This is a genomic window from Flavobacterium petrolei, assembly GCF_003314435.2.
In the GTDB taxonomy this organism is placed as follows: domain Bacteria; phylum Bacteroidota; class Bacteroidia; order Flavobacteriales; family Flavobacteriaceae; genus Flavobacterium; species Flavobacterium petrolei.
On sequence record NZ_QNVY02000001.1, the window covers coordinates 979,805 to 1,001,712 of the forward strand.

17 protein-coding genes are annotated in these 21,908 nt (G+C 34.8%); 8 read left to right on the forward strand and 9 right to left on the reverse strand.

All coding sequences use genetic code 11. The features are described 5' to 3' along the window. Window positions 1–292: 292 nt before the first annotated feature. The gene (locus DR871_RS04330; protein ID WP_113664693.1) at window positions 293–2,560 is read left to right on the forward strand and encodes a helix-turn-helix domain-containing protein; all 2,268 of its coding nucleotides are present in this window, start codon (window positions 293–295) and stop codon (window positions 2,558–2,560) included. 57 nt (window positions 2,561–2,617) lie between these two features. Here DR871_RS04330 and DR871_RS04335 read toward each other — a convergent pair whose 3' ends face one another. Further along, window positions 2,618–3,565, reverse strand: coding sequence for an HU domain-containing protein (locus DR871_RS04335; RefSeq protein WP_113664692.1), 948 nt, complete (start codon window positions 3,563–3,565; stop codon window positions 2,618–2,620). 199 nt (window positions 3,566–3,764) lie between these two features. Here DR871_RS04335 and dprA point away from each other — a divergent pair, with 199 nt between their 5' ends. Further along, a complete protein-coding gene (gene dprA, locus DR871_RS04340) occupies window positions 3,765–4,865 on the forward strand; it encodes a DNA-processing protein DprA (RefSeq protein WP_113664691.1) in 1,101 nt (366 codons plus the stop codon). 188 nt (window positions 4,866–5,053) lie between these two features. After that, the gene (locus DR871_RS04345) at window positions 5,054–6,682 is read left to right on the forward strand and encodes a hypothetical protein (RefSeq protein WP_113664690.1); all 1,629 of its coding nucleotides are present in this window, start codon (window positions 5,054–5,056) and stop codon (window positions 6,680–6,682) included. A gap of 100 nt (window positions 6,683–6,782) precedes the next feature. Here the strand turns inward: DR871_RS04345 and trpS are convergent, their stop codons facing one another. Continuing rightward, a complete protein-coding gene (trpS, locus tag DR871_RS04350; RefSeq protein ID WP_113664689.1) occupies window positions 6,783–7,760 on the reverse strand; it encodes a tryptophan--tRNA ligase in 978 nt (325 codons plus the stop codon). A gap of 257 nt (window positions 7,761–8,017) precedes the next feature. Between trpS and DR871_RS04355 the strand changes: the two genes are divergently transcribed. Then, window positions 8,018–8,779 (forward strand): lysophospholipid acyltransferase family protein, encoded by a 762-nt coding sequence (locus DR871_RS04355; RefSeq protein WP_113664688.1) that lies wholly within the window; start codon window positions 8,018–8,020, stop codon window positions 8,777–8,779. On the opposite strand, the gene DR871_RS04360 is transcribed toward DR871_RS04355, so the two are convergent. The 7 genes from DR871_RS04360 to DR871_RS04390 form a co-directional block, all read right to left on the reverse strand. Beyond that, window positions 8,763–10,169 (reverse strand): hypothetical protein, encoded by a 1,407-nt coding sequence (locus tag DR871_RS04360; protein ID WP_113664687.1) that lies wholly within the window; start codon window positions 10,167–10,169, stop codon window positions 8,763–8,765. The genes DR871_RS04355 and DR871_RS04360 overlap by 17 nt on opposite strands. After that, the gene (locus DR871_RS04365) at window positions 10,166–10,708 is read right to left on the reverse strand and encodes an RNA polymerase sigma factor (protein ID WP_113664686.1); all 543 of its coding nucleotides are present in this window, start codon (window positions 10,706–10,708) and stop codon (window positions 10,166–10,168) included. The genes DR871_RS04360 and DR871_RS04365 overlap by 4 nt, the downstream gene beginning before the upstream one ends. Before the next feature lie 17 nt (window positions 10,709–10,725). Next, window positions 10,726–11,139: a lipoprotein gene (locus tag DR871_RS04370; RefSeq protein WP_113664685.1), complete on the reverse strand. Its 414-nt coding sequence runs from the start codon at window positions 11,137–11,139 to the stop codon at window positions 10,726–10,728. Window positions 11,140–11,282: 143 nt separating this feature from the next. Next, the gene (gene recA / locus DR871_RS04375) at window positions 11,283–12,290 is read right to left on the reverse strand and encodes a recombinase RecA (RefSeq protein WP_113636065.1); all 1,008 of its coding nucleotides are present in this window, start codon (window positions 12,288–12,290) and stop codon (window positions 11,283–11,285) included. Window positions 12,291–12,491: 201 nt separating this feature from the next. Beyond that, on the reverse strand, window positions 12,492–13,001 hold the full coding sequence (locus tag DR871_RS04380; protein WP_113664684.1) for an acyl-CoA thioesterase: 510 nt from the start codon (window positions 12,999–13,001) through the stop codon (window positions 12,492–12,494). 52 nt (window positions 13,002–13,053) lie between these two features. Further along, window positions 13,054–13,437: a DoxX family membrane protein gene (locus DR871_RS04385; RefSeq protein WP_113635803.1), complete on the reverse strand. Its 384-nt coding sequence runs from the start codon at window positions 13,435–13,437 to the stop codon at window positions 13,054–13,056. Window positions 13,438–13,441: 4 nt separating this feature from the next. Further along, window positions 13,442–14,590: a DNA polymerase III subunit gene (locus DR871_RS04390; RefSeq protein WP_113664683.1), complete on the reverse strand. Its 1,149-nt coding sequence runs from the start codon at window positions 14,588–14,590 to the stop codon at window positions 13,442–13,444. 352 nt (window positions 14,591–14,942) lie between these two features. Between DR871_RS04390 and DR871_RS04395 the strand changes: the two genes are divergently transcribed. The 4 genes from DR871_RS04395 (at window position 14,943) to DR871_RS04410 (ending at window position 21,669) form a co-directional block, all read left to right on the forward strand. Next, window positions 14,943–15,386: a hypothetical protein gene (locus DR871_RS04395; RefSeq protein WP_113664682.1), complete on the forward strand. Its 444-nt coding sequence runs from the start codon at window positions 14,943–14,945 to the stop codon at window positions 15,384–15,386. A gap of 170 nt (window positions 15,387–15,556) precedes the next feature. Next, window positions 15,557–16,840 (forward strand): hypothetical protein, encoded by a 1,284-nt coding sequence (locus DR871_RS04400; RefSeq protein WP_113664681.1) that lies wholly within the window; start codon window positions 15,557–15,559, stop codon window positions 16,838–16,840. Window positions 16,841–16,895: 55 nt separating this feature from the next. After that, window positions 16,896–18,350, forward strand: coding sequence for a T9SS type B sorting domain-containing protein (locus tag DR871_RS04405; protein WP_113664680.1), 1,455 nt, complete (start codon window positions 16,896–16,898; stop codon window positions 18,348–18,350). Window position 18,351: 1 nt separating this feature from the next. Then, a complete protein-coding gene (locus tag DR871_RS04410; RefSeq protein WP_113664679.1) occupies window positions 18,352–21,669 on the forward strand; it encodes a PorP/SprF family type IX secretion system membrane protein in 3,318 nt (1,105 codons plus the stop codon). Window positions 21,670–21,908: the final 239 nt, after the last annotated feature.

Sequence of the window (21,908 nt, forward strand, 5' to 3'; positions counted from 1 at the left end):
GGCATTTTTTTTGAAGCTATTTCCCGCCATCCGCTGTAAACGTAGTTCACTGAACTCCAATTAAAATGAAAGTATAGTGAAGTAATCTCTCGTTTATCAAGTGTATTTCTAACCCACAAAAGGAGCTTCCGTTGGTCGCTCCTTTCCGGCCAGGAAAAAATCACTTTCTAAATTTCGAGGATTTCCGCTACTATCGTGGCTAAAAAATATTGGAATTACTAACATAAATGTTTTCCAATATTAAAATAGTATTCGTAATTTTCAATACTTTAGCTTTATATATACACGCCTAATGCAAACCATTTCAGAAGCCGCCGCTTACACCTTACGATTCATCAATCAAACGCATCGATCTGTTTTTCTTACCGGGAAAGCAGGAACGGGAAAAACCACCCTTTTACGGGAAATTATCCAAACCACGCACAAGAACACAGTTGTTGTGGCTCCAACAGGAATTGCCGCGCTAAATGCTGGCGGTGTTACCATTCATTCGATGTTTCAGTTGCCGTTTGGAGGATTTATTCCGGATAATTCATCACCTCAATTTTCCGAAAGCACCAAATTTGAAACCAAAGCTACTTTGCGCAGGCATTTCAAAATGAGCGGTTTGAAGAAATCAGTGATTCGTAATATGGAGTTGTTGATTATAGATGAAGTCAGTATGCTTCGTGCGGATTTATTGGACGCTATGGATTATATGATGCAAACGGTACGCAAGAAAAGTACTGCTTTTGGTGGTGTCCAAGTCTTGTATATTGGAGATTTGTTGCAGTTGCCACCTGTAATTCGGGATGAAGAATGGAGAACGCTGAAAACCTATTATAAAGGAAAATTCTTTTTCCATTCACACGTTGTGCAGCAACATCCGCCTTTATACATTGAATTGTCTAAGATTTTTCGCCAGACTGATGATACGTTTATTTCTGTTTTGAATAATCTGCGCAACAACCAGATTTCCCAGCAAGATATTCAAACGTTAAACCAATACGTAAAACCTGATTTTGATTTAAAAGCAAACAAAGGCTATATCACATTAACCACGCACAACAACAAAGCCGATTCGATGAATGCGCAGGCATTGGAGGACTTAGAAGGAAAGTTAGTGGTTTATAAACCTGATATAACAGGAGATTTTCCGGACAAGATATTCCCCGTGGAACAACAACTACAGTTGAAAGTGGGTGCTCAAATTATGTTTGTAAAAAATGATTTATCATTTGATAAGCATTATTTCAACGGAAAAATGGGCGTTATCAAATTGCTTTCGAATCAGGAAATCCTGGTTCATTTTCCCGAAGAAAACAAAACCATAGAAGTCGAAAAATACGAATGGCAAAACATTCGCTACAAAGTAGACGAAACCACGAAGGAAATTGAAGAAGAGGTTTTAGGCACTTTTGTGCATTATCCCATCAAATTGGCGTGGGCAATTACAGTTCATAAAAGCCAGGGATTGACATTTGATAAAGCTGCGCTCGATGTTTCGCAAGTTTTTCTTCCTGGACAAGCTTATGTCGCATTATCTCGTTTACGCTCATTAGAAGGGCTTATTTTGCTTTCTCCGCTGCGCATGAACGGCATTTCAAATGATCAGGATGTGATGGATTATTCGTTGAACAAAGCTTCGGATTCTTTTTTAGAGAATGCCTTGCATTTTGAAACCAAAAATTTCATCCATAACTATCTGATAAACACGTTCGATTGGAATGATTTGGCTCAGGAATGGCGCAATCATAAATTCAGTTATAACGAAAAATCAGAAATATCGGAGAAATCCAAACATGCGGTTTGGGCCAAAAAACAAACGGAAGTCATCGAACAGCTTTTGGATCCATCCAAAAAATTCATTTCACAATTGAATAAGCTTTTTGGTCAGGAAACAGTCGATTTGAATCATGTATCGGAACGCATTCAAGCCGCTTTCAGTTATTTCCTAAAGCCAATGGACGATTTGGTTTTTGAAATCCTTTGGAAAATCGAGGAAGTAAAGCGCATAAAAAAAGTAAAAGCATTTTATGATGAATTAATAGTACTGGAAGAGTTGCAAACCAAAGCCGTTTTGCGCTTAATGAAGGCCAAATTATTGATTGAAACAGTTGTTGCAGGAGAAACCATTTCGAAAGAGAAATTGACGTCTTCAGACATAAAAAATTACATCATCCGAAAAACGGAAGCCATACAAAATCAGTTCAAGGAATTAAATATTACGCTGATTGAAGACGATAGGGATGTGGAGCGCTATACTGCGAAAAAATCCAAAATTGCAGTGCCTAAAAAATCAACAGTTCAGGAAACCTACGATTTGTGGGTAGAAAAGAAATCAATTGAAGATATTGCTACAATCAGAGTGTTGACGAAACAAACGATTTACTCCCATTTTGTGAAGTTGATACAAACCAAAGCGGTATCTATTTCGGAAGTTTTACCGGAACATAAAATGCAGGATTTAGCAACTGCTTTTGCCGGATATAAAGAAGAATCACTGAATACTATGATGGAAAAACACGGTCATAAATTCTCTTGGGAAGAAGCGAGAATGTACAAAGCAAGTTTAAATTAAAAACAACAAAGTGCTAAAACTAAAAAACCCTATTCGATAAGAATAGGGTTTTGGTTTTTATAGTGATTGAATCAGTATCCAAGCTTCGGGATTGTGTTTTTCATTGATTTCTTTTTTTGCTTTTTCTGCTTCAGCAAACGTGGCATAACTGCCATACAAAACTGGAAAAAAACCGTTTTTATTGGGAGCGATCCGTTTGGCATCATATCCTAAGCGATTTAAAATTCGCAACGTTTTGTTGGCATTTTTCTCTTCTCGGTACACTCCAGCCATAATGTGATACGGCATTTTCATTTCCTTATTGGATTTTACAGAGAGTGTTACTGCAGGAACCGGGCTTTCGATAAAGAAAGTAGCTTCCTGAATTTTATTTTGAACTTGTTTTTGAACAGCAGTTTCAACAAGGATTGTTTCTGAGGCAATTTGGTTTTGATACATTGGATAACCCACACTGCCTACAATTCCTAATCCTAATACAAAAATAGCAGCGTATTTTAAATATGGATTTACGGTTCTGGTTTGTTCAGGAACCATTGTGATGGTTGCTATTTCTTCAATTGCTTCCACTTCTTTTTCGAAGATTTCTCTTTTTACAAGTGGTGAAACAAAAGGAGCTAATCCAAAAGAACTGGTTAAATAATTCGTTTGGTCGTACGGAGTGAAAACAATGTTTTTATCTGCGTTCAAACGAAGATCACCAACATTCTTTATAGAAATAAGTTTGTTTTCTTCAAATGCTTTTTTCCAATTAAATACCTCGTATTGAATTTTACTTACGGCATATTCATATGAAGTTTTCTCTGCTAAAGCGATATGATTGGCTAATAAACCATCATTATTTTTCAAATTTGCATTGAAAGCAATCATTTTTTTGGGAGGAGAAAATGAATTTGTACTTTCGTTTAGTTTAGCCGATTGGGTTTCGGTTAAAAAAGCTCCGAAACCAGGAACGGTAACACATTGATAACGGTATAATAGCTGCGCGATGTATAGTTCGATTTTCATACTTACAAAGTTATACAACCAAAATAGTTATCAAAATTTTATTCACAATTTTTATTAACAATCCGCATAAAAATTTATACATTTCACTCTCAAATAATTAGCATGAAATAGACATGTTTAATCGTTATACAAACATAAATAAAGATTTTTTTTAAACTGGCGTATTCCATATTCCAATAAAAACAAGTATTATCTACATATGAAAGAGCAGGATTTATTTTATTTATTGGCATTGCAAAGAATAGAAGGCGTGGGCGACATAATGGCCAAAAAACTGCTGACTCATTTTGGAACTGCGGAAGCGGTTTTTAATACTAAAGCATCCCAACTTGCTGCTATTGATGGAGTAGGGTCTGTTTTGCTGAAAAATTTGAGAGACAAATCTGTTTTCGAAAAAGCAACTCAGGAACTGGAATTTATAAAAGCGAATGAAATCAATGCGGTTTATTTTCAGGACGAAGACTATCCGGAACGATTGAAACATTGTATTGATGGACCACTTTTATTATTCACTTCGGGAAATATCAATTTAAAAAATAGAAGAATAATCAGCATTGTTGGAACGCGCCAAATTACCTCGTACGGAACTGAATTTTGCAGAAAACTGATCGAAGATTTGGCTCCGTTAGATCCTATAATTGTAAGTGGTTTTGCTTATGGTGTCGATATTGTCGCACATCAACTGGCAATGGAACATAATTTACAGACGATAGGTGTGGTGGCGCATGGTTTGAACCAAATTTATCCGAAAACCCATAAAAAATTTGTGTCAAAAGTTGAGGAAAACGGTGGTTTCATGACCGAGTTTTGGAGTTCTTCGAATCCAGATAAAGAAAATTTCGTAAAAAGAAACCGAATCGTTGCTGGAATGTCTGAAGCGACCATCGTAATTGAGTCAGCAGATAGAGGCGGATCGTTAATCACAGCGAACATGGCGAATGACTACAATCGTGATGTTTTCGCGGTTCCAGGACGTGTTACGGATAAATACAGTCAGGGCTGCAACAACCTGATAAAAACCCAAAAAGCAAACCTCTTGACCAGTGCTGCGGATTTGATTTATATCTTGAATTGGGATATTCAGAAGGAATCCAAACCCGTACAGAAACAATTGTTTGTAAGCTTAGATGATGACGAACAAAAAGTATACGATTACCTCCTTAAAACCGGAAAAGAACTGATGGATATTATTGCTTTGCGCTGTGATTTCCCTATTTATAAAATCTCAGGAATGCTGTTGAATATGGAATTGAAAGGCGTGATACGACCTTTGCCGGGGAAATTGTTTGAGGCGATATAATTGAAATGTTATCAATAATATTGCCTAAAGAATATTAAGAATAACTAAAAAATCAAAATTACTAAATATTTTAAATAAACTTATTAACAAAAGCCCATTGTTTATTAATAAATAATTGTTAATATTGTGAAATTATTAATATATTTTAATAGTTTTTGATTGATTATGTAAAATTAAAATTGTTTTAAATGAATATAAAATTTATTCCCCTTTCACTATTTTTTTTTATTTCTTTTGAAATATTTAGCCAAGTAGCTGTGCCTTTTTCGGTGCGTCGTCAAATATATGTTAAAGGTGATATGACAATGATTGCCAATAACATAGTTAATAGACAAGAATTTTTGAACAGCCCAAATACTCCCTACAATAAAATAGATTCAAAAACAAAATTAAATGATGAGTTTGATATGCAGTATATTGACATTGATACTGATAAAACAACATTTTCATCTAGCAGTGCAAAATTAATTTTAGATAAACCAGAGCAAAAAAAAATACTTTATGCTGGATTATACTGGTCAGCAACTTATACAACCAAAAGTTCTAAAAGAACTGGAATTAATATTTTTACAGCAAGCGATACCACAAGAGAATCTTTTGATAAAATCAAGATTAAGTTACCTAATGAAAATCAATATAATGAAATTCATGGAAATTTAATTTTTGATGGAGTGAAGGATTCTAATTTTAGTGAAAGCGCGCCTTATGCGATGTATGCTGATATTACAGATTTAGTAAAAAAATCAAGTTCGCCACTGGGAACGTACACCGTTGCAAATATTAGATCAACGGTTGGTGTGGTAAGTGGAGGTGTTTCTGCAGGGTGGTCAATATTTTTTATATACGAAGATACAAGCATGTCGGGTAAATTTATTGCCACTTATGACGGGTTTGCAGGGGTGACAAAAACGCCAGTTGATATTAATTTTTCAGGATTTCAAACCTTAGCCGTTGGTAAGATAAACGCTAAAGTTGCCTGTGCCGCATTAGAGGGGGATTTTAACCTAGGAGGCGATCAGCTTTCCTTTAAATCTGAAAATGCATTAGATTTTTCTAAATTATCGGATACAAATAGAGATAATGTGAATATTTTTAATAGTTCAATTACGTTAGATAATAATATTTTTTCTGATAGAATTCCTAATAGTAATAATACATTGGGCTATGATTCTTTTATTATGTCCATTCAAAACCCAAATAATTCTATTATTGAGAATAATTCAAATGGAGCGACTCTAAACTTTAAAACATTCGGAGACCGTTATTTTGTTTTCTTTAATGCTTTTATTGTTGAAGTTACTCCTCCTATTGAGGTTAATTCTCCTGAAGAGTTAAAACAACATAAAGAATTTTATGTTGAAGCAAATCAAAAAACGCATCATGTAGAATTAAATTTGAGCAAAAAAGAAGTTGCAGTTGTTCAAGAATCAACCGTTGCTGAAACAGTAAATGTAGCTCCAAAAAATGATTTTGTCAAAAGCGAAAATAGTGCTGAAGTTAAAATTTCGTCAAAAAACGCAAACAACAATTTAAGCTATAAAAGGGCTTCATTCAATAAAGATTATTATTTAGTAGCTGGTGTATTTCAAGTACCTTCTAACGCTACTAAATTTATGAAAAAATTAAAAGCTAAAGGAGTTCAATCCTATTCCTTTGTTAATCCAAAGAATAACCTTAGGTATGTTTATATTAGTAAAAATAAAACTTATAAATCAGCCTTTAATTTATATGCTAGTAAAGTGAACGGAAAATATAAACAAGAAATTTGGATTTTAGGCGTTAAAAAACAGACTAATAGTTCTTTAGTTGAAATATAAGCTTAATATCCTCTTAATCGTATAAATAATATTGTTTTACATAAAATCTCTTTAATAAAAGCGCGTTTTTATTAAAGAGATTTTGTATTTATATGAAAAATTAAAGAATTTCAAATCCTAATTTCTCTCTCACTCTTGCTAGAACTCCATTGGCAATAGCAGTAGCTTTTTCGGCACCTTTTTTTAGTAAAGCATCCACTTCAGGTAGATTATTGATGTAGTAATTGTATTTCTCTCTTTCAGTTTTGAAAGTTTCACAAATCAACTCAAACAACGCTTGTTTGGCGTGGCCGTAACCGTAATTTCCACCAAGGTAATTGGTTTTCATAGCCATGATTTGTTCTTCATTGGCTAGTAAAGCATAAATAGCAAAAGCATTACAAGTATCTGGATTTTTAGGATCTTCCAGTGGCGTGCTGTCGGTTTCAATACTCATGACTTGTTTGCGCAACGCTTTGTCATCCAAGAATATATTGATAATATTATTGGCTGATTTACTCATTTTTCCACCGTTGGTTCCTGGAATCAACATGCTGTCTTCCTGAATTTTGGCTTCGGGAAGTACAAAAGTTTCTCCCATTTGGTGATTGAAACGCGAGGCTACATCACGAGTAATTTCAACATGTTGCAATTGGTCTTTCCCTACGGGAACTAACTCTGCATCGTATAATAAAATATCGGCAGCCATCAGCATCGGATACGTAAACAAACCGGCATTGACATCTTCCAGTCTATCGGCTTTGTCTTTGAAAGAATGCGCTAATGTCAGGCGTTGAAAAGGGAAAAAACAACTCAAATACCAGGATAATTCCGCTGTTTGTGGTACGTCTGATTGTCTGTAGAAAACTACTTTATCCACATTCAAACCACAAGCAAGCCAAGCTGCAGCGGTACTGTAGGTATTGGTTCGTAAGGTTTCACCGTTTTTTATTTGCGTTATCGAATGCAAATCGGCAATGAAAAGAAACGATTCGTTTTCCGGTTTATTTGATAATGCTATTGCGGGAATGATTGCGCCAAGTAAGTTTCCTAAATGCGGTGTTCCGGTACTTTGAACGCCTGTAAGTATTTTTGCCATTATTTCTTTTTTCTTAAGCGCAAAGTTCGCAAAGTTTTTTATTTTTTACCGCAAAATCGTAAATTTTAAAAATGAACTTCTGTAAATCGTATCTCTTCTTTATTTTCATCATATAAGTCGTTTAAGTCTTTAATATGGTGATGGTTAAAAGAGCAGTTTATAATTGGCCAGTAAATAAAAACTTAGATGACTCACATGTTAAAAAAGTAAGAATTTTTTTTGAGCATCATAACATCTGATTTCTTACTTTTGAACCTATGAGAGGATTGAAAATTATTTTTTGGGTACTGTGGCGCATTTGGTTCTATATTTTGATGGCAATTCCTATATTGGTGATGTTTCCTTTTCTGGTGTTGTCTATTTTGACGGAAAGCGGTTATCCTTATTTTTTTAAGATGGCTCGTATTTGGGCAAAATTCATTCTTTTTGGGATGGGATTTTATTATAAAATAGACAAAAGCCAAGAAATGGAATACAAAAAAAGTTACATGATTGTTGCCAATCACACTTCTATGGCTGATATTATGCTGATGCTTGCCCTTACCAGAAATCCGTTTGTTTTTGTGGGTAAAAAAGAACTATCAAAAATTCCTTTATTCGGTTTTTTCTATAAAAGAACATGTATTTTAGTGGACAGAAGCTCTTCAAAGAGCAGAATGGAAGTTTTTAACCGCGCTCAAAAAAGAATCAATCAAGGATTAAGCATTTGTATTTTCCCTGAGGGTGGTGTTCCGGATGATGAATCGGTGCTGTTGGATACTTTCAAAGACGGTGCTTTTCGATTGGCGATAGAACATGAAATTCCTATTGTCCCTATTACTTTTGCCGATAATAAAAAAAGATTCTCCTATACTTTTTTTAGCGGAAGCCCAGGAATTATGCGTGTCAAAATGCATTCTCACATAGAGACTTCAGGAAAAAAAGGTGTTGATCGCAAGGAAGTTCGCGAAGAGGTTCGTGAAATAATATACAATCAACTTATAGCTTTTGATGCTGATGTCATTAAAAACTGTAACTGATTCCAGAATATAACCCAACGAAGATGGGTTTGAAGTTACCTGAATTGCTTGAAAACGTGTTTATCTGGTATTTCAGCATTGGTTCAAAATTTATTTTAAATGATTTCATGATTTGGTATTGAAAACCAACGCCAACATTAGTGCTGAAATTAATTTGATTCAAATTACGTGCCTCTCCTAATGTAATTTTAGTTTCAGAGGAAACTAGCGAAATTTTATTCTGGTTAAGAAATAATGTACTTACCCCGCCTATAAGGTTAATTCCAAATTTTTTATCCAAAACAGCGTAGGAAACTTCAAGTGGAACTTCATAGTACCCCATTTTTTGATTGATAGTTCCTGTAGTTGTTTTTTGTAAGTTGATTTCAAATAGGGACAACATATTCAAATTCGATTCGTTTTTTATCTCTATTAACGAAGTTGACGTATATTTAATATTCGCCAGGTTATTGTTTGCCAGTCCTGTCGAGTACATTACGTTATTCGTATTATATCCCAGCGAGAGCTTGTTAATTCCGCTTCGTAAGGTCACTTTTTTAGAAACAGCATAATTTACCCCAACACCAAAACTTAAGCTGTTATCGGCCGTTTTTTGATTTTCTGAAAATTTTGGGTCAATAGCGGAACCTCCTGAATTCGAATTCAAATATACAGCAGCAACATTTGGAGTAATTTGCCACCTGTTTTTTGAACTAAGAACAACAACTTCTTCTTTTCCTTCTTTTTTCTTTTTGAGGATTTCTTCTAATTCGTTTGGCGATTCAACTGTATTTAATGACTGTTCTTTAGCATCTGTCGCAGCAATTTTAGTGTTTTCAGTCTCGTTTAAACGTTTTTTTTCCAAGGTACGATTTGATGCATTATTCGTTTCAGCGATAATCACTTTAGTCGAAAGTTCCGTGCTGTTTGTTGTTTCTTGTTTTACCGAAGGATGATTTTTTTGTAAATAAACAACAGTATTAGCTTGAGTTTTCTTCTTATTCGAATGGATCTCAGGTTGATTTTTGGATGTAGATTCTTTTCCATCTTTTTGTTCCGTTTTAGTACTGTTCACAACAACTGAACTAGCATTTTTAATTTCTAATGGGTTACTTTTATTTTCAATAATAGATTCCCTACTTTCTGTAGAACTTTTTAAAATTTCTGGCGATACAACAATACCGTTTTGACTATCTGGATTGTTATTCAAAAGACTGTTCAAAGCAAATATACCCAATAGGAAAGCCGCTGCAATTCCTGGGAATTTTATCCAAAAAGGAATAACTTTTCGCTCTTTCTTCTCTTTTTTTAATTCAGTTTGGATATTTCCCCAAACTTGTTCATTGGGAGACATTTCAAAATCTTTGAATCGTTCTTGAAAAAACCGGTCTATATTTTTTTTATGGTTCATTTTGCAAATGACTTTATTTCGATTCTGGTATATGCTTCTATTTTCTCTTTTAATATCATCCGAGCTCTGGCAAGATTTGATTTTGTTGTTCCTGTACTAATGGTAAGCATTTCTGCTATTTCTTTGTGGGAATAATCATCAAGAACATAGAGATTAAAAACCAATCGGTATTGATTGGGTAATTCTTGAATAATTTGCATCAAATAGTCAATAGAAATATTCTCGTCTTCAATTTCGACTTCTTCCTCAGGAATATTGTCATTTATAATCTCCATGAACCGAATTCCTTTGTACTTCTGAAGCGCATTATTGATCATTATTCTTTTGGCCCAGCCTTCGAAAGACCCTTTACCGCTAAACTGTTCGATTTTTTTGAAGATGATTAAAAATCCATCCTGTAAGTTGTCTTGGGCATCCGCATAATTACTGGAATACTTTAAACATACCCCAAAAAACTTTTTAGAAAACAACTGGTACAATTGTTCCTGAGCTTTAGGGTAATTTCTTTTACAGTCCGCAATTATTTGGTCTAATCCCACAGATTTTATACTATTCGTTAGTTGACTACAGGAACTTCCACTTCCTCAAAAAGGTTTTTTCCATCAGTATCTTTTCCTTTGTAAAATTTAAAAATATAGGAACCGGTATTGGTTACATAAAAGTTAAAAGAAACCTCGGATGGTGCTGGAATTTGTTGTGTACACACTTGATTAGTATTCACTGCCGTTTGAATTCCTATGGTTCTTATATTTAAATTTTTATCATAGTATATCCCTTGGAAAAAATGGCATTCGGAAGGTCTTGTATACTTTACTTTTATCTCATAGGTGTTTCCCAATATGAATTTTTCGGGTAACGTATAGCTATCTACAGGCAACACTTCAAAGCTATAAGAATCTTGATTATCATTATCAATTGAACATCCGGTCAAGGTTGTTATGAGCAGAATAAAAAGCGCAATTTTTTTCATTTCTTAATTTTTTAAATTTAAACAATTCAGCTTCTTAATTGAATTCTAAGCTGTTTTCTAAAAGATAAAAATTTCAACAAAAGGTTGCGTGTAAAAATGAAAAAACCCGTCTGACTTTTTAGGTACGAGACGGGTTTTAGTATTTATGCTTCTGCTAGTTCTTTTATTCTAGCTTTTATTTTCACTTCAAGTTCATCAGCGAGTTCTGGATTGTCTTTGATTAAAGACTTAACAGCATCACGACCTTGTCCTAATTTGGTTTCACCATAACTGAACCAAGATCCTGCTTTTTTGATGATTTCAAATTCAACGGCAAGATCTAAAATCTCTCCTGTTTTTGAAATTCCTTCACCATACATGATGTCAAATTCAGCGATTTTAAATGGCGGAGCCACTTTGTTTTTTACCACTTTTACTTTGGTTCTGTTTCCAAGGACGTTGTCACCATCTTTAATTTGTGTAGAACGACGGATATCTAAACGTACCGAAGCGTAAAATTTCAATGCATTTCCACCCGTAGTAGTTTCTGGATTTCCGAACATTACTCCAATTTTCTCTCTCAATTGATTGATAAAGAAAACGGTACAATGCGTTTTGCTGATCGTTCCTGTCAATTTACGCAGTGCTTGAGACATCAAACGGGCGTGTAACCCCATTTTAGAATCTCCCATTTCACCTTCAATTTCACTTTTTGGCGTCAACGCAGCAACCGAGTCAATTACAACAATGTCAATTGCTCCGGAACGAATTAAGTTCTCAGCAATTTCTAAAGCTTGTTCTCCGTTGTCTGGTTGTGAGATGATTAAGTTTTCGATATCTACCCCTAATTTCTCAGCGTAATTTCTATCGAAAGCGTGTTCTGCATCAATAAAAGCAGCAATTCCACCTGCTTTTTGAGCTTCAGCAATAGCGTGAAGTGTCAACGTGGTTTTTCCAGAAGATTCCGGACCATATATTTCAATAATTCTACCTCTTGGATAACCGCCAACTCCTAATGCCAAATCGATTCCTAAAGACCCGGAAGAAATGGTTTCTACTTCCTCAATGGCTTTGTCGCCCATTTTCATTACTGTCCCTTTTCCGTAGGTTTTGTCTAATTTGTCAAGCGTTAGTTGCAGCGCTTTTAATTTGGATTCTTTCTCTGTACTCATCTTCTCTTTTACCTTTTCTTTCATCTATTTGTATTATTTTATAACGGTAAGAAACTGACAGGATGACTAATTATCCTATAAATTTCATTTGTAAACTGAACATTTGTTTTGTAAAAATACTTCTTTTTTTAATTAAATATTTCTCTTTCAAGAATATTTTAAATCTATTTTGAATTTAAAATTACAAGTCAATTATGGGTATTAAGTGAACAACGCTTTTAATTCGGTTGCGTCATGCGGATTCATTTTTCCGGCTAAAACTAAACTCAACTGTTTGCGTCGCAATGCAGCTTCAAAACGTTGTTTTTCCAATTCGGTTTCCGGTAGAATTTGGGGTACTTCAACGGGTCTTCCGGTATCATCCACTGCTACAAAAGTGTAAATTGCTTCATTGGCTTTGGTTTTGTTACCAGATTCTCGGTCTTCGACCCAAATGTCAATGTATATTTCCATCGAACTCTTGAAAGCTCTGGAAACTTTAGCCTCAACAGTCACTACACTTCCTAGTGGAATGGCTCTGTTGAACGCCACGTGATTTACGGATGCAGTCACCACAATTCTTCGGGAATGTCTTCTTGCCGCAATACTTGCTGCGCGATCCATACGGGCTAATAGTTCTCCTCCAAAAAGATTGTTCAAAGGATTGGTCTCGCTTGGCAAAACTAAATCGGTTAATGTTGTCAGGGATTCTGAAGGATGTTTTGGAGTCATTTTTTTTATATAAAAAGAGAATTGTTGTTATTCAAAATAGTAAGTTGCAATATTAATTTAACCAATAAACGGCCAATATTGCTGGGATAAAATAGATGACAATTGTTCTGGCGCCATCATAATCTTTGGCCAATCGCTGTCCAAAAAGCAACATCAATAACGTGATACACGAGAAAACGGCTCCGTAGAAACCAAATATTCTTCCGTTGTTCACAAATAATTCGATACAACCCACCACACATAAAATCCCGGAAATTAATTCCAAAATAAGAATGTTTAGTAAGGCCAATGGCACTTGGTTTTTTAGTGGTGTTTTGGCAAAATGGCCTTTTAACCAGTCTACATTGTCTTTCCAATAAAACAGTTTGTCGTAACCGGACTGCAGGAAAGTGATGGCCAGGAAAATTAAAATTAAGATAGAAGTAATGTTGTTCATGTTTTTATTTTTTATGAATTAATCGGGTTAGTTTTATGGATAGATCGGTGAGAATAATTTTGGCATTTCCGTTGCGTTCTATATGATACATGGCTTCAGAAAGTTCTTTGAAAATATCGTTGATATTATTACCATTTACGAAAGGCGCAAAATTCTCCAGTTTGAACTTTTCTACTTGCGGTTCCATGTAAACTAAACTTGGCGTTTGGTAATTCAGCAGCAATGCCTGACGAAACATGTCGATGCAAAAATGTAAAAATTTCTTCTGAGTTTCTCTTCCTAAAGCGGCAATTTGCTCGCTCCATTGAATCAAATCCTGAATAGCTGCTGCGTTTCCTTTTGCTCTAAAAGCAGCCCGAACCCAATCAACAAACCATTTTTCAAAAAAAACGGATTCGCTGTCCGGTTGTAGTAACTGCAATGCTTTGTTGAAATTTCCTTGTGCCTGATGCGCTATTTTTACAGCGGTTTTAGATTCTATATTTTCTTTTGAAACCAAAGCTTCCGAGATTACTTTTTCGCTCAATCCATTAAAATGTAATACTTGGCATCGGGAACGAATGGTTTGAATAATATCTTCTTCGTTTTCTGAAATCAAGATAAAAACAGTTCTGTCCGTAGGTTCTTCCAATAATTTCAGCAGTTTATTAGATGCGGCGATATTCAACTTATCGGCCATCCAAATGATCATTATTTTGTATCCGCCTTCATAAGATTTCAAAGCTAAGGATTTCAAGATTTCCTGAGCATCATCAACCCTGATTTCGCCTTGTTTATTTTTCACACCCAGCATTTGGTACCAATCAAACAAACTTCCGTACGGATTATGTTCTAAAAACTGGCGCCATTCCGTGATAAAATCAATGCTTTTTGGTTTCGTTTTTACTTCATCGGTGTTGACCGTAGGATAAATAAAATGCAAATCCGGATGCGAAGTTTTCTGGAATTTGATGTTGCACGCTTCATTTGAACCGGTGTTTTCGGCGTTTTGATTGCTGCAGATAATGTATTGTGCATAAGCAATCGCCATAGGTAAGGTACCGCTTCCTTCGGGACCAACAAATAATTGTGCATGTGGAATTCGGCCCAAATCAGCACTTTTTGTCAAATGACTTTTGATGTGTTCTTGTCCTAAAATTTCTGAAAATTGCATGAAGCAAAGATAGCAGAAAATGGTTTAGTCTAAAATTTTAGCAGGCAAAGTTTATGTCCAATAGTTTTGTAAAGAAATGTAATTGTCCGTTTGGTTCACCGTGTTTTTTTCGGCTCATATTTCTTAACAACAGATTTATCATTAGTATTTGTCTTACTAAAATAATTCTTTAATACATTAAAATTAGGAGTCAGCAATGATTATTTTAAACATAATTAATGATAAATGTTGTTTTTTAATAAATTTTTATGTTTTTATTAAACTATATTTTAGCTTAAAATGGTATCTAAAAGTTGTGAATTCAAAATATTTGTATATTTTTGAGTTTTATTAATAATTTTATAATAAAGCTATGAAAGGAAAAATTATTTTCTTCAGTCTGTTTTTTTTGTTAGTAGCGGGAAGTGTATCAGCTCAAAACAAAAATTTACCAAAAAGTATCATTAGTACTACTGCGTCTATAAGACAATATTATGATCAAAAAGAATTGAATGGGATGCAAAAGGGGGAGCTACTTGAATTATATATAGAGCGTATCAAGGTTCTAGTTAAAATTTTACCGTATGTTGCACTTGCTACAAAACCAGGAATAACAATGGCAGATTTAGGAATTCCAGACGATGCTGAACATAGAAAGTCCTTAGATTTACAGTCTGAAAGTACTTCAAATTTTCTTACAACGACAGTAGACTTTCAAAGGAAGATGATGCCCTATTCGGATAAAAGTAACTTAATAGCATCAATTTTATTTTATCAAAATACATTGAAAGAACTTCATGTATTTAATGAGCTTTAATATCCTTATTAGAGAAATTTTTGTTTGTTCTATGTATTGTTTTAAGGCAACACATTTCAAAATCATGTAGATTTTAATCTACATGATTTTGAAGTTAAAGGATATTTGGTTTTTTTAATCCTAATTTAGTTACATAGTGATATGTTACGAATTATTTATAACTTATTTCAATGAAAAACATAACCAAAATAATATTGATCCTTCTTTTAGTAGTTTGTAATGTTAATGCGCAACAAGAAAAAGGCATATTTGGTTCGAGTAACTGGCTAAATAACTGGACCGAATTCAAACCTAATACTATTGATTATGGCGATGCAAATCAAATATTAGCCGGAAGCATCTCAGTGAACACAAAGCTATTGAAAAGAAATATTTATGTTTTACAAGGAGATGTTTATGTTACTAACAATGCAGTTTTAACAATTGAACCCGGGACAAAAATAATAGGTGACTTTGAATCAAAGGGCGCTTTAATTATTACAAAGGGAGCTACACTAATCGCGGATGGTTTAGAGACAGATCCAATTGTATTTACTTCAAATACAAGTTCTAAAAAAGCAGGTGATTGGGGAGGGATTATTATATTAGGTGATGCTCCCATTAATAAATTTGGAAACTACTCTTCATTAAATTTAGAGCTTGACCCTAACTTTAACAACTATGGTGGAACTAATTCTATTAGTTCTTCTGGTATTATTAGATATGTTCGAATAGAATTTGCCGGAAAAAGAATTAAAGGAGGTAATAATTTTAGTGGATTATTATTAGCCGGTTTAGGTTCTAAAACGATTGTCGAAAACGTAATGGTCAGTTATTGTGGAGGAAATTCTTTTGATATTTTTGGCGGAGAACTTAACATGAGTAAAATGGTTTCTCTTAGATCAAAAAAAGATGACTTTAAGTTCACTCAAGGTGCACAATGTAGAATTGATAATTCATTAGCAATTAGATCTTCTTATGTTTCTAGTGATTCTGACTCGAGATGTGTTGAGGTTTTGGGTTATGAAAGAAAAGAAGAAACTGATTTTTCGAAAAAATTAACTGTTGTCACGGCTACAAACCTAACAATGGTTAATGATAGTGAAAATTTGAAAGCAGATATTCAAGCAGGATTAATAAAATCAGCAGTCTATGTTGGAGAAAATGCATCCCTTATATTTAAGAAAAGCGTGATATCGGGGTTTAACCCTGCAGTTTTATTGGATAATAAAATTGAAATTAATGATAAGAATTTGAAGAAATTGCAATTCGAAGCTATGTATTTCAATAATTGTAATGGGAATATATTCACGGAATACAATACCAATAACGAAGACTTAGAAAATTGGTATGGTCAAAGTGTATTTTTTAATGTGTATTCTAAAGGAAATAACTCAGAGACATTCATCGATTTTTCAAACGACAAAAAACCGGATTACCGTTTACAATTATCAAAAATTACTGCATCTAAATAAAAACTACCGGTGTACATCGGACAATTTTAAGACCAAAACAGACAAAAAATTAATTATGAAATGTAGCTTTACTACCATTTTAAATAAATATAATATTGTTTTTTTATTACTGTTCTTACCGGCAATTTTTTATTTATATGCACAAGTAACTATTAATAAACCAGCTATTGGTTTTACTCAAGTATGTGCGAATTCTGATTTTAATAAATTCGAAGTTAGTTTTTCCTTTAGCCCCTCGGGTTCTTTAGATCCCTCCAATCAGTTTATTTTAGAACTTTCGGATGCTTCAGGTACTTTCGCTGTACCATTCACTCTTAGTGCCACAGAAAAACCATTAACAGCAACACCTACTTCAAGGACATTTATTTTTTCAGTTCCTACCAGTATTGGAGGAGAAAGTTATAAAATAAGAGTTAGGAGTACTTCACCAGCTTCAATTAGCCCAGTGTCAAATGTTTTTGCAGCGTATTATAAAATTCAAGACTCACAATTTTCTATTAATAATTTCAATTCAACGGCCACTTACTGTACTGGTGGCTCGTATTTATTAACGATAGATAATCCTGGAACGGGAACCAATGACTCTCCTTTAAAATATCCTTCACTTACCTATAAATGGTTTAAAGAGCCTAGCTTAGTTCCTATAGCTACTACAGCAAGTTTAACGGTGAACCAGCCAGGGCGCTATTATGTAGAGACTAATTATGGTACTTGTACTTCAGATTCTTATTCAAACAGAGTAACTGTAGGAGAAGCATTAGGTGCATCTGCAATAATAACCTCTAGTAAAGGTAATCCTTTCTGTCCTTCGGATGGTCCAACAACACTTAGCACACAAGCGGGAAACTCCTATCAGTGGTTTAATAATGATGTTGCAATTTCAGGGGCAACAAGTCAACAATATCAAACTAGCACAGCAGGAAAATATTCGGTAAAAGTTGATTTTGGAGGCTGTTCCTCAACTGCTTCCATAAACTTACAAGATGTACCCTTTACTGGTTCTTTGAATGTATCGAGTACAACAATAATAAATGAAGGAGATACTAAAACCATCATTGCCACCACAGATGCTAGCAATCCTAAATTTGAATGGTTCTTTAATAACACCTTAATTTCAGCAGCAGTTTCAAATACTTTAGATGTTACTGAGCAAGGAGCTTATTCTCTTACTATTACACAAACTACGGGATGTATATCCAAAAAAGAATTACCTTTTGTAATAAACTTTCCTTTTGTTGATCCAAACATTACTAAGATTCCAAATCTAATCAGTCCCAACAATGATGGAATCAATGACACTTGGATCTTGCCACAAGAGTATGTAAGTGGGACAAATACCGAAATATTATTGTTAAATTCAAGAGGGGAAATAGCCTTACAAACAAATAATTATCAAAATAATTGGCCGGAAAATGCGCTTGATTTTAAATCAGTTAACCCAATTTATTATTACATAATTACTACGCAAGACAATAAAGTAAAAAAAGGTTCTATAACGGTAGTCAAGTAACATGAAAAATATCTTTTTAAGCGTTGTGTTTTTTTTCTGTTTGCTTCAAGTACTTCATTCTCAAGAAGTTGGAGTGACTTCGTTTAATATTCCAGTAAGAAATTCCCTCAAATTCAACAAGTTCCTTTTAAATCCAGCTTTTAGTTTTGCCAGAGAACAAAATTCGTATATCAGTATTTTCAACAAACGAGAATGGGTACAATTTGAAGATGCCCCACAAACGTATTTAATTAGTTATTCCGGTCGATTTAGAGAAAATCAAGGGATTTCATTAGGACTTTTTCAACAGAATTATGGAGTGTTGACTACTTTTGGAGGAATTGCAAATTTTGCACAAAATGTGTATTTGGACCAAGACAGCAACTTGACTTTTGGAGTTAATTTAGGTTTTTATAAAAGTGGTATCAACACTGGAAAAGTAGTAACAAATTATCCTGATCCTTCGCTGGAAACAATACCCTCAAACTCTTTAATTACTCTAAGTCCTGGTATAAATTATGGGACTGCTTTTTTTGATTTTGGTTTAGCCATCAAGAATGCCGTATTGTATAATCTTCAAACTTCCCAAATGGTCCAAGATGACCCGGAACGGAGTATTCAAGCACATGTAATGTATACCGGTTTTGTAGACACTTATGGTTTTTTTGATAAAAGTAAGTTTTCTGGACTAGTAAGAGCTGAAAGTAAAAAAGATCAAACAATTGTTTCCGGACTAATGATGTTCAGTATTCCTAAAGGGATTTGGGTACAAGCCGGTTATAACAGTTTCCATGGCGTTTCAGCAGGTTTAGGACTCAACCTAACTTCTAGAATAGCGTTAGAATATAATTACGAAAAAACAGTAGGGAGTTTTACACAGTTTGGACCCTCCCATGAAATAGTCTTGGCTTATAAATTTAAGGGAGATTATAATGATGATGATGAAGAAGAAGGAGCTATCATACCTGCAATAGAAACTCGAAAAGTCGCTCCCCCAAAAGCAGTTGTTCAAGCCAAACCTAAATCGACTGCTGAGATTCAAAAAGAAAATGAAATTAAAGCAGCCAAAGAAAAAGTACTTGCCGATGCAAAGGCGACTTCCGATGCCATTGCACAAACCAGATTAGAGAGTGCGGCTAAGTCAAAAGCACTATTGGAAGCCAATCGATTAAAAAGAGAGAAAATTGCTGCAGATGCTGCCGCCAAAGCAAAAGCTATAGCTGATGCCAAAATAACTACTGCTCCTAAACCAGTGGTGCCAAAAACACAACCAGTAACCGCAACGGATGCAAAAACAAAATTAGCTACTGACGCTAAGGCGAAAGCTGACGCGGTTGCCAAAGCAAAATTAGCTGCTGATGCCAAAACGAAACTAGATGCAGAAAGGGCTAAATTGGCCGCCGATGCTAAAGCAAAATTAGCCGCCGATACCAAAGCAAAACTAGATGCAGAAAAGGCTAAACTTGCCGCTGATGCTAAAGCGAAAGCTGACGCCGATGCAAAATTAGCTGCTGATGCCAAAGCAAAACTAGATGCAGAAACTGCTAGACTTGCTGCTGATACTAAAGCGAAAGCTGACGCCGATGCCAAAGCAAAATTAGCTGCCGATGCTAAAGCGAAACAAGATGCAGAAAGGGCTAGACTTGCTGCTGATGCTAAAGCTAAAGCTGACGCCGATGCGAAATTAGCTGCTGATGCCAAAGCAAAACTAGATGCAGAAACTGCTAGACTTGCTGCTGATACCAAAGCGAAAGCTGATGCCGATGCCAAAGCAAAATTAGCTGCCGATACTAAAGCGAAACAAGATGCAGAAACTGCTAAATTGGCCGCTGATACTAAAGCGAAAGCTGACGCCGATGCGAAATTAGCTACCGATGCTAAAGCAAAACTAGATGCAGAAACTGCTAGACTTGCTGCTGATACTAAAGCTAAAGCTGACAACGATGCGAAATTAGCCACTGATGCCAAAGCCAAACTAGATGCAGAAATGGCTAAATTGGCCGCTGATACTAAAGCGAAAACTGACGCCGATGCCAAAGCAAAATTAGCTGCTGATGCCAAAGCCAAAGCTGACGTCGATGCTAAATTAGCCGCTGATGCTAAAGTAAAACTAGATGCAGAAACTGCTAAACTTGCCGCCGATGCCAAAGCCAAAGCTGACGCCGATGCGAAATTAGCTACCGATGCTAAAGCAAAACTAGATGCAGAAACTGCTAAACTTGCCGCTGATGCTAAAGCGAAAGCTGACAACGATGTAAAAGTAAAATTAGCTGCCGATGCCAAAGCCAAAGCTGACGCCGATGCTAAATTAGCCGCTGATGCTAAAGCAAAAGCTGACGCTGATGCGAAATTAGCTGCTGATGCCAAAGCGAAATTAGATGCAGAAACTGCTAAATTGGCCGCTGATGCTAAAGCCAAATCTGATGCCGATGCGAGATTAGCTGCCGATGCAAAAGCCAAAGCAAAACCGAAGGATGAGAATGCAAAAACGATGGATAATGTAGCTGAAACATTAGATAATGCCAGAAAGACACAGCTACAATTATTAAATCAGTTGAATGAAAAAGTGAATCAAAAAGAAAAAGAACTGAAAGACTTAAAAACGGAAAATGATTTAAGTGATAAAGGAATTGCAAGTGCTCCAAAAGAATTTAAGAGTGTTTCCGCTGAAAATAGCGCATTGGAATCTTTAAAATCAGAAATTGACCAGGTTAATAAAAGCCAAAATCAATTGCTGAGCACGTTTAAAAACTTATACGAAGAGCGTATTAAAAAAGTACCAAACAAAGAGGATGCACTCACACAAAGCTATTTGAAAACGATAGACATGTTGAAAGCGGAACAACTAAAAGCGGAACAATCCAATACTAATTTAATTACGTCATTAGAGAAAATTAAAATTGAAACGGAAATAGAGAAGAAACGTCGAATAAAACGTGCCAACTTTGAAAATGAGGACAGCAGGTATCAGAAAGATCAAGAGACGTTGAAACGTATTAAAGAAACAACAAAAGTTAGCACAACAAAACTTAAACCAGAAGATTTTGATTATGGTAATGAGCAGATGAATATGCAAATTATTAAGAACATTAAAAACGTAGAAACTGGATATTATTTAGTGCTTGCAGTTCATGCTGACGTTGCCAAAAGAGATTCTTTTGTTACCAAAACAGTAGCTTCGGGAGAGCCAAAAATTAATTTTTTCTACGATGTTAAATCAACGAATTATTTCATCTATTCGGATAAATTCGACAATTTACAAGAAGCAACTAGAACACTGGAATCCCGTGGTAGTAAGCCTTATAACGGAAAAATGGTTCTGGTGCGCGTAGAGAATTAACAACAAAATAGAACGTTTAGGCCTTTAATACGGCATATAGGAATAAAAGCAATATCAAATAATGTGTTATCATAAATTATGAATTGGGTCTGGTACTATTCTAAACTTGTTTTAGGATAGTATTTGCCATTAAAGATGATTCCGCAATTTCTAATTAGAAAGGGAATGAAGGAGTGTTACGTTTAATTAAATAGCAATAATAAAAATTTTTAAATACCATATAATTTGCTTGGAAGAAA

Bases quoted from the DNA above. Each gene is read 5' to 3' on its own strand.
- recA (WP_113636065.1), bottom strand. From the start codon at position 12,290: ATGAGTACAGAGAAAGAATCCAAATTAAAAGCGCTGCAACTAACGCTT.
- DR871_RS04385 (WP_113635803.1), bottom strand. From the start codon at position 13,437: ATGAACAACATTACTTCTATCTTAATTTTAATTTTCCTGGCCATCACT.
- DR871_RS04335 (WP_113664692.1), bottom strand. From the start codon at position 3,565: ATGAAAATCGAACTATACATCGCGCAGCTATTATACCGTTATCAATGT.
- DR871_RS04380 (WP_113664684.1), bottom strand. From the start codon at position 13,001: ATGACTCCAAAACATCCTTCAGAATCCCTGACAACATTAACCGATTTA.
- DR871_RS04355 (WP_113664688.1), top strand. From the start codon at position 8,018: ATGAGAGGATTGAAAATTATTTTTTGGGTACTGTGGCGCATTTGGTTC.
- DR871_RS04360 (WP_113664687.1), bottom strand. From the start codon at position 10,169: ATGAACCATAAAAAAAATATAGACCGGTTTTTTCAAGAACGATTCAAA.
- DR871_RS04345 (WP_113664690.1), top strand. From the start codon at position 5,054: ATGAATATAAAATTTATTCCCCTTTCACTATTTTTTTTTATTTCTTTT.
- DR871_RS04400 (WP_113664681.1), top strand. From the start codon at position 15,557: ATGAAAAACATAACCAAAATAATATTGATCCTTCTTTTAGTAGTTTGT.
- DR871_RS04405 (WP_113664680.1), top strand. From the start codon at position 16,896: ATGAAATGTAGCTTTACTACCATTTTAAATAAATATAATATTGTTTTT.
- DR871_RS04410 (WP_113664679.1), top strand. From the start codon at position 18,352: ATGAAAAATATCTTTTTAAGCGTTGTGTTTTTTTTCTGTTTGCTTCAA.
- trpS (WP_113664689.1), bottom strand. From the start codon at position 7,760: ATGGCAAAAATACTTACAGGCGTTCAAAGTACCGGAACACCGCATTTA.
- DR871_RS04370 (WP_113664685.1), bottom strand. From the start codon at position 11,139: ATGAAAAAAATTGCGCTTTTTATTCTGCTCATAACAACCTTGACCGGA.
- DR871_RS04390 (WP_113664683.1), bottom strand. From the start codon at position 14,590: ATGCAATTTTCAGAAATTTTAGGACAAGAACACATCAAAAGTCATTTG.
- dprA (WP_113664691.1), top strand. From the start codon at position 3,765: ATGAAAGAGCAGGATTTATTTTATTTATTGGCATTGCAAAGAATAGAA.
- DR871_RS04330 (WP_113664693.1), top strand. From the start codon at position 293: ATGCAAACCATTTCAGAAGCCGCCGCTTACACCTTACGATTCATCAAT.
- DR871_RS04395 (WP_113664682.1), top strand. From the start codon at position 14,943: ATGAAAGGAAAAATTATTTTCTTCAGTCTGTTTTTTTTGTTAGTAGCG.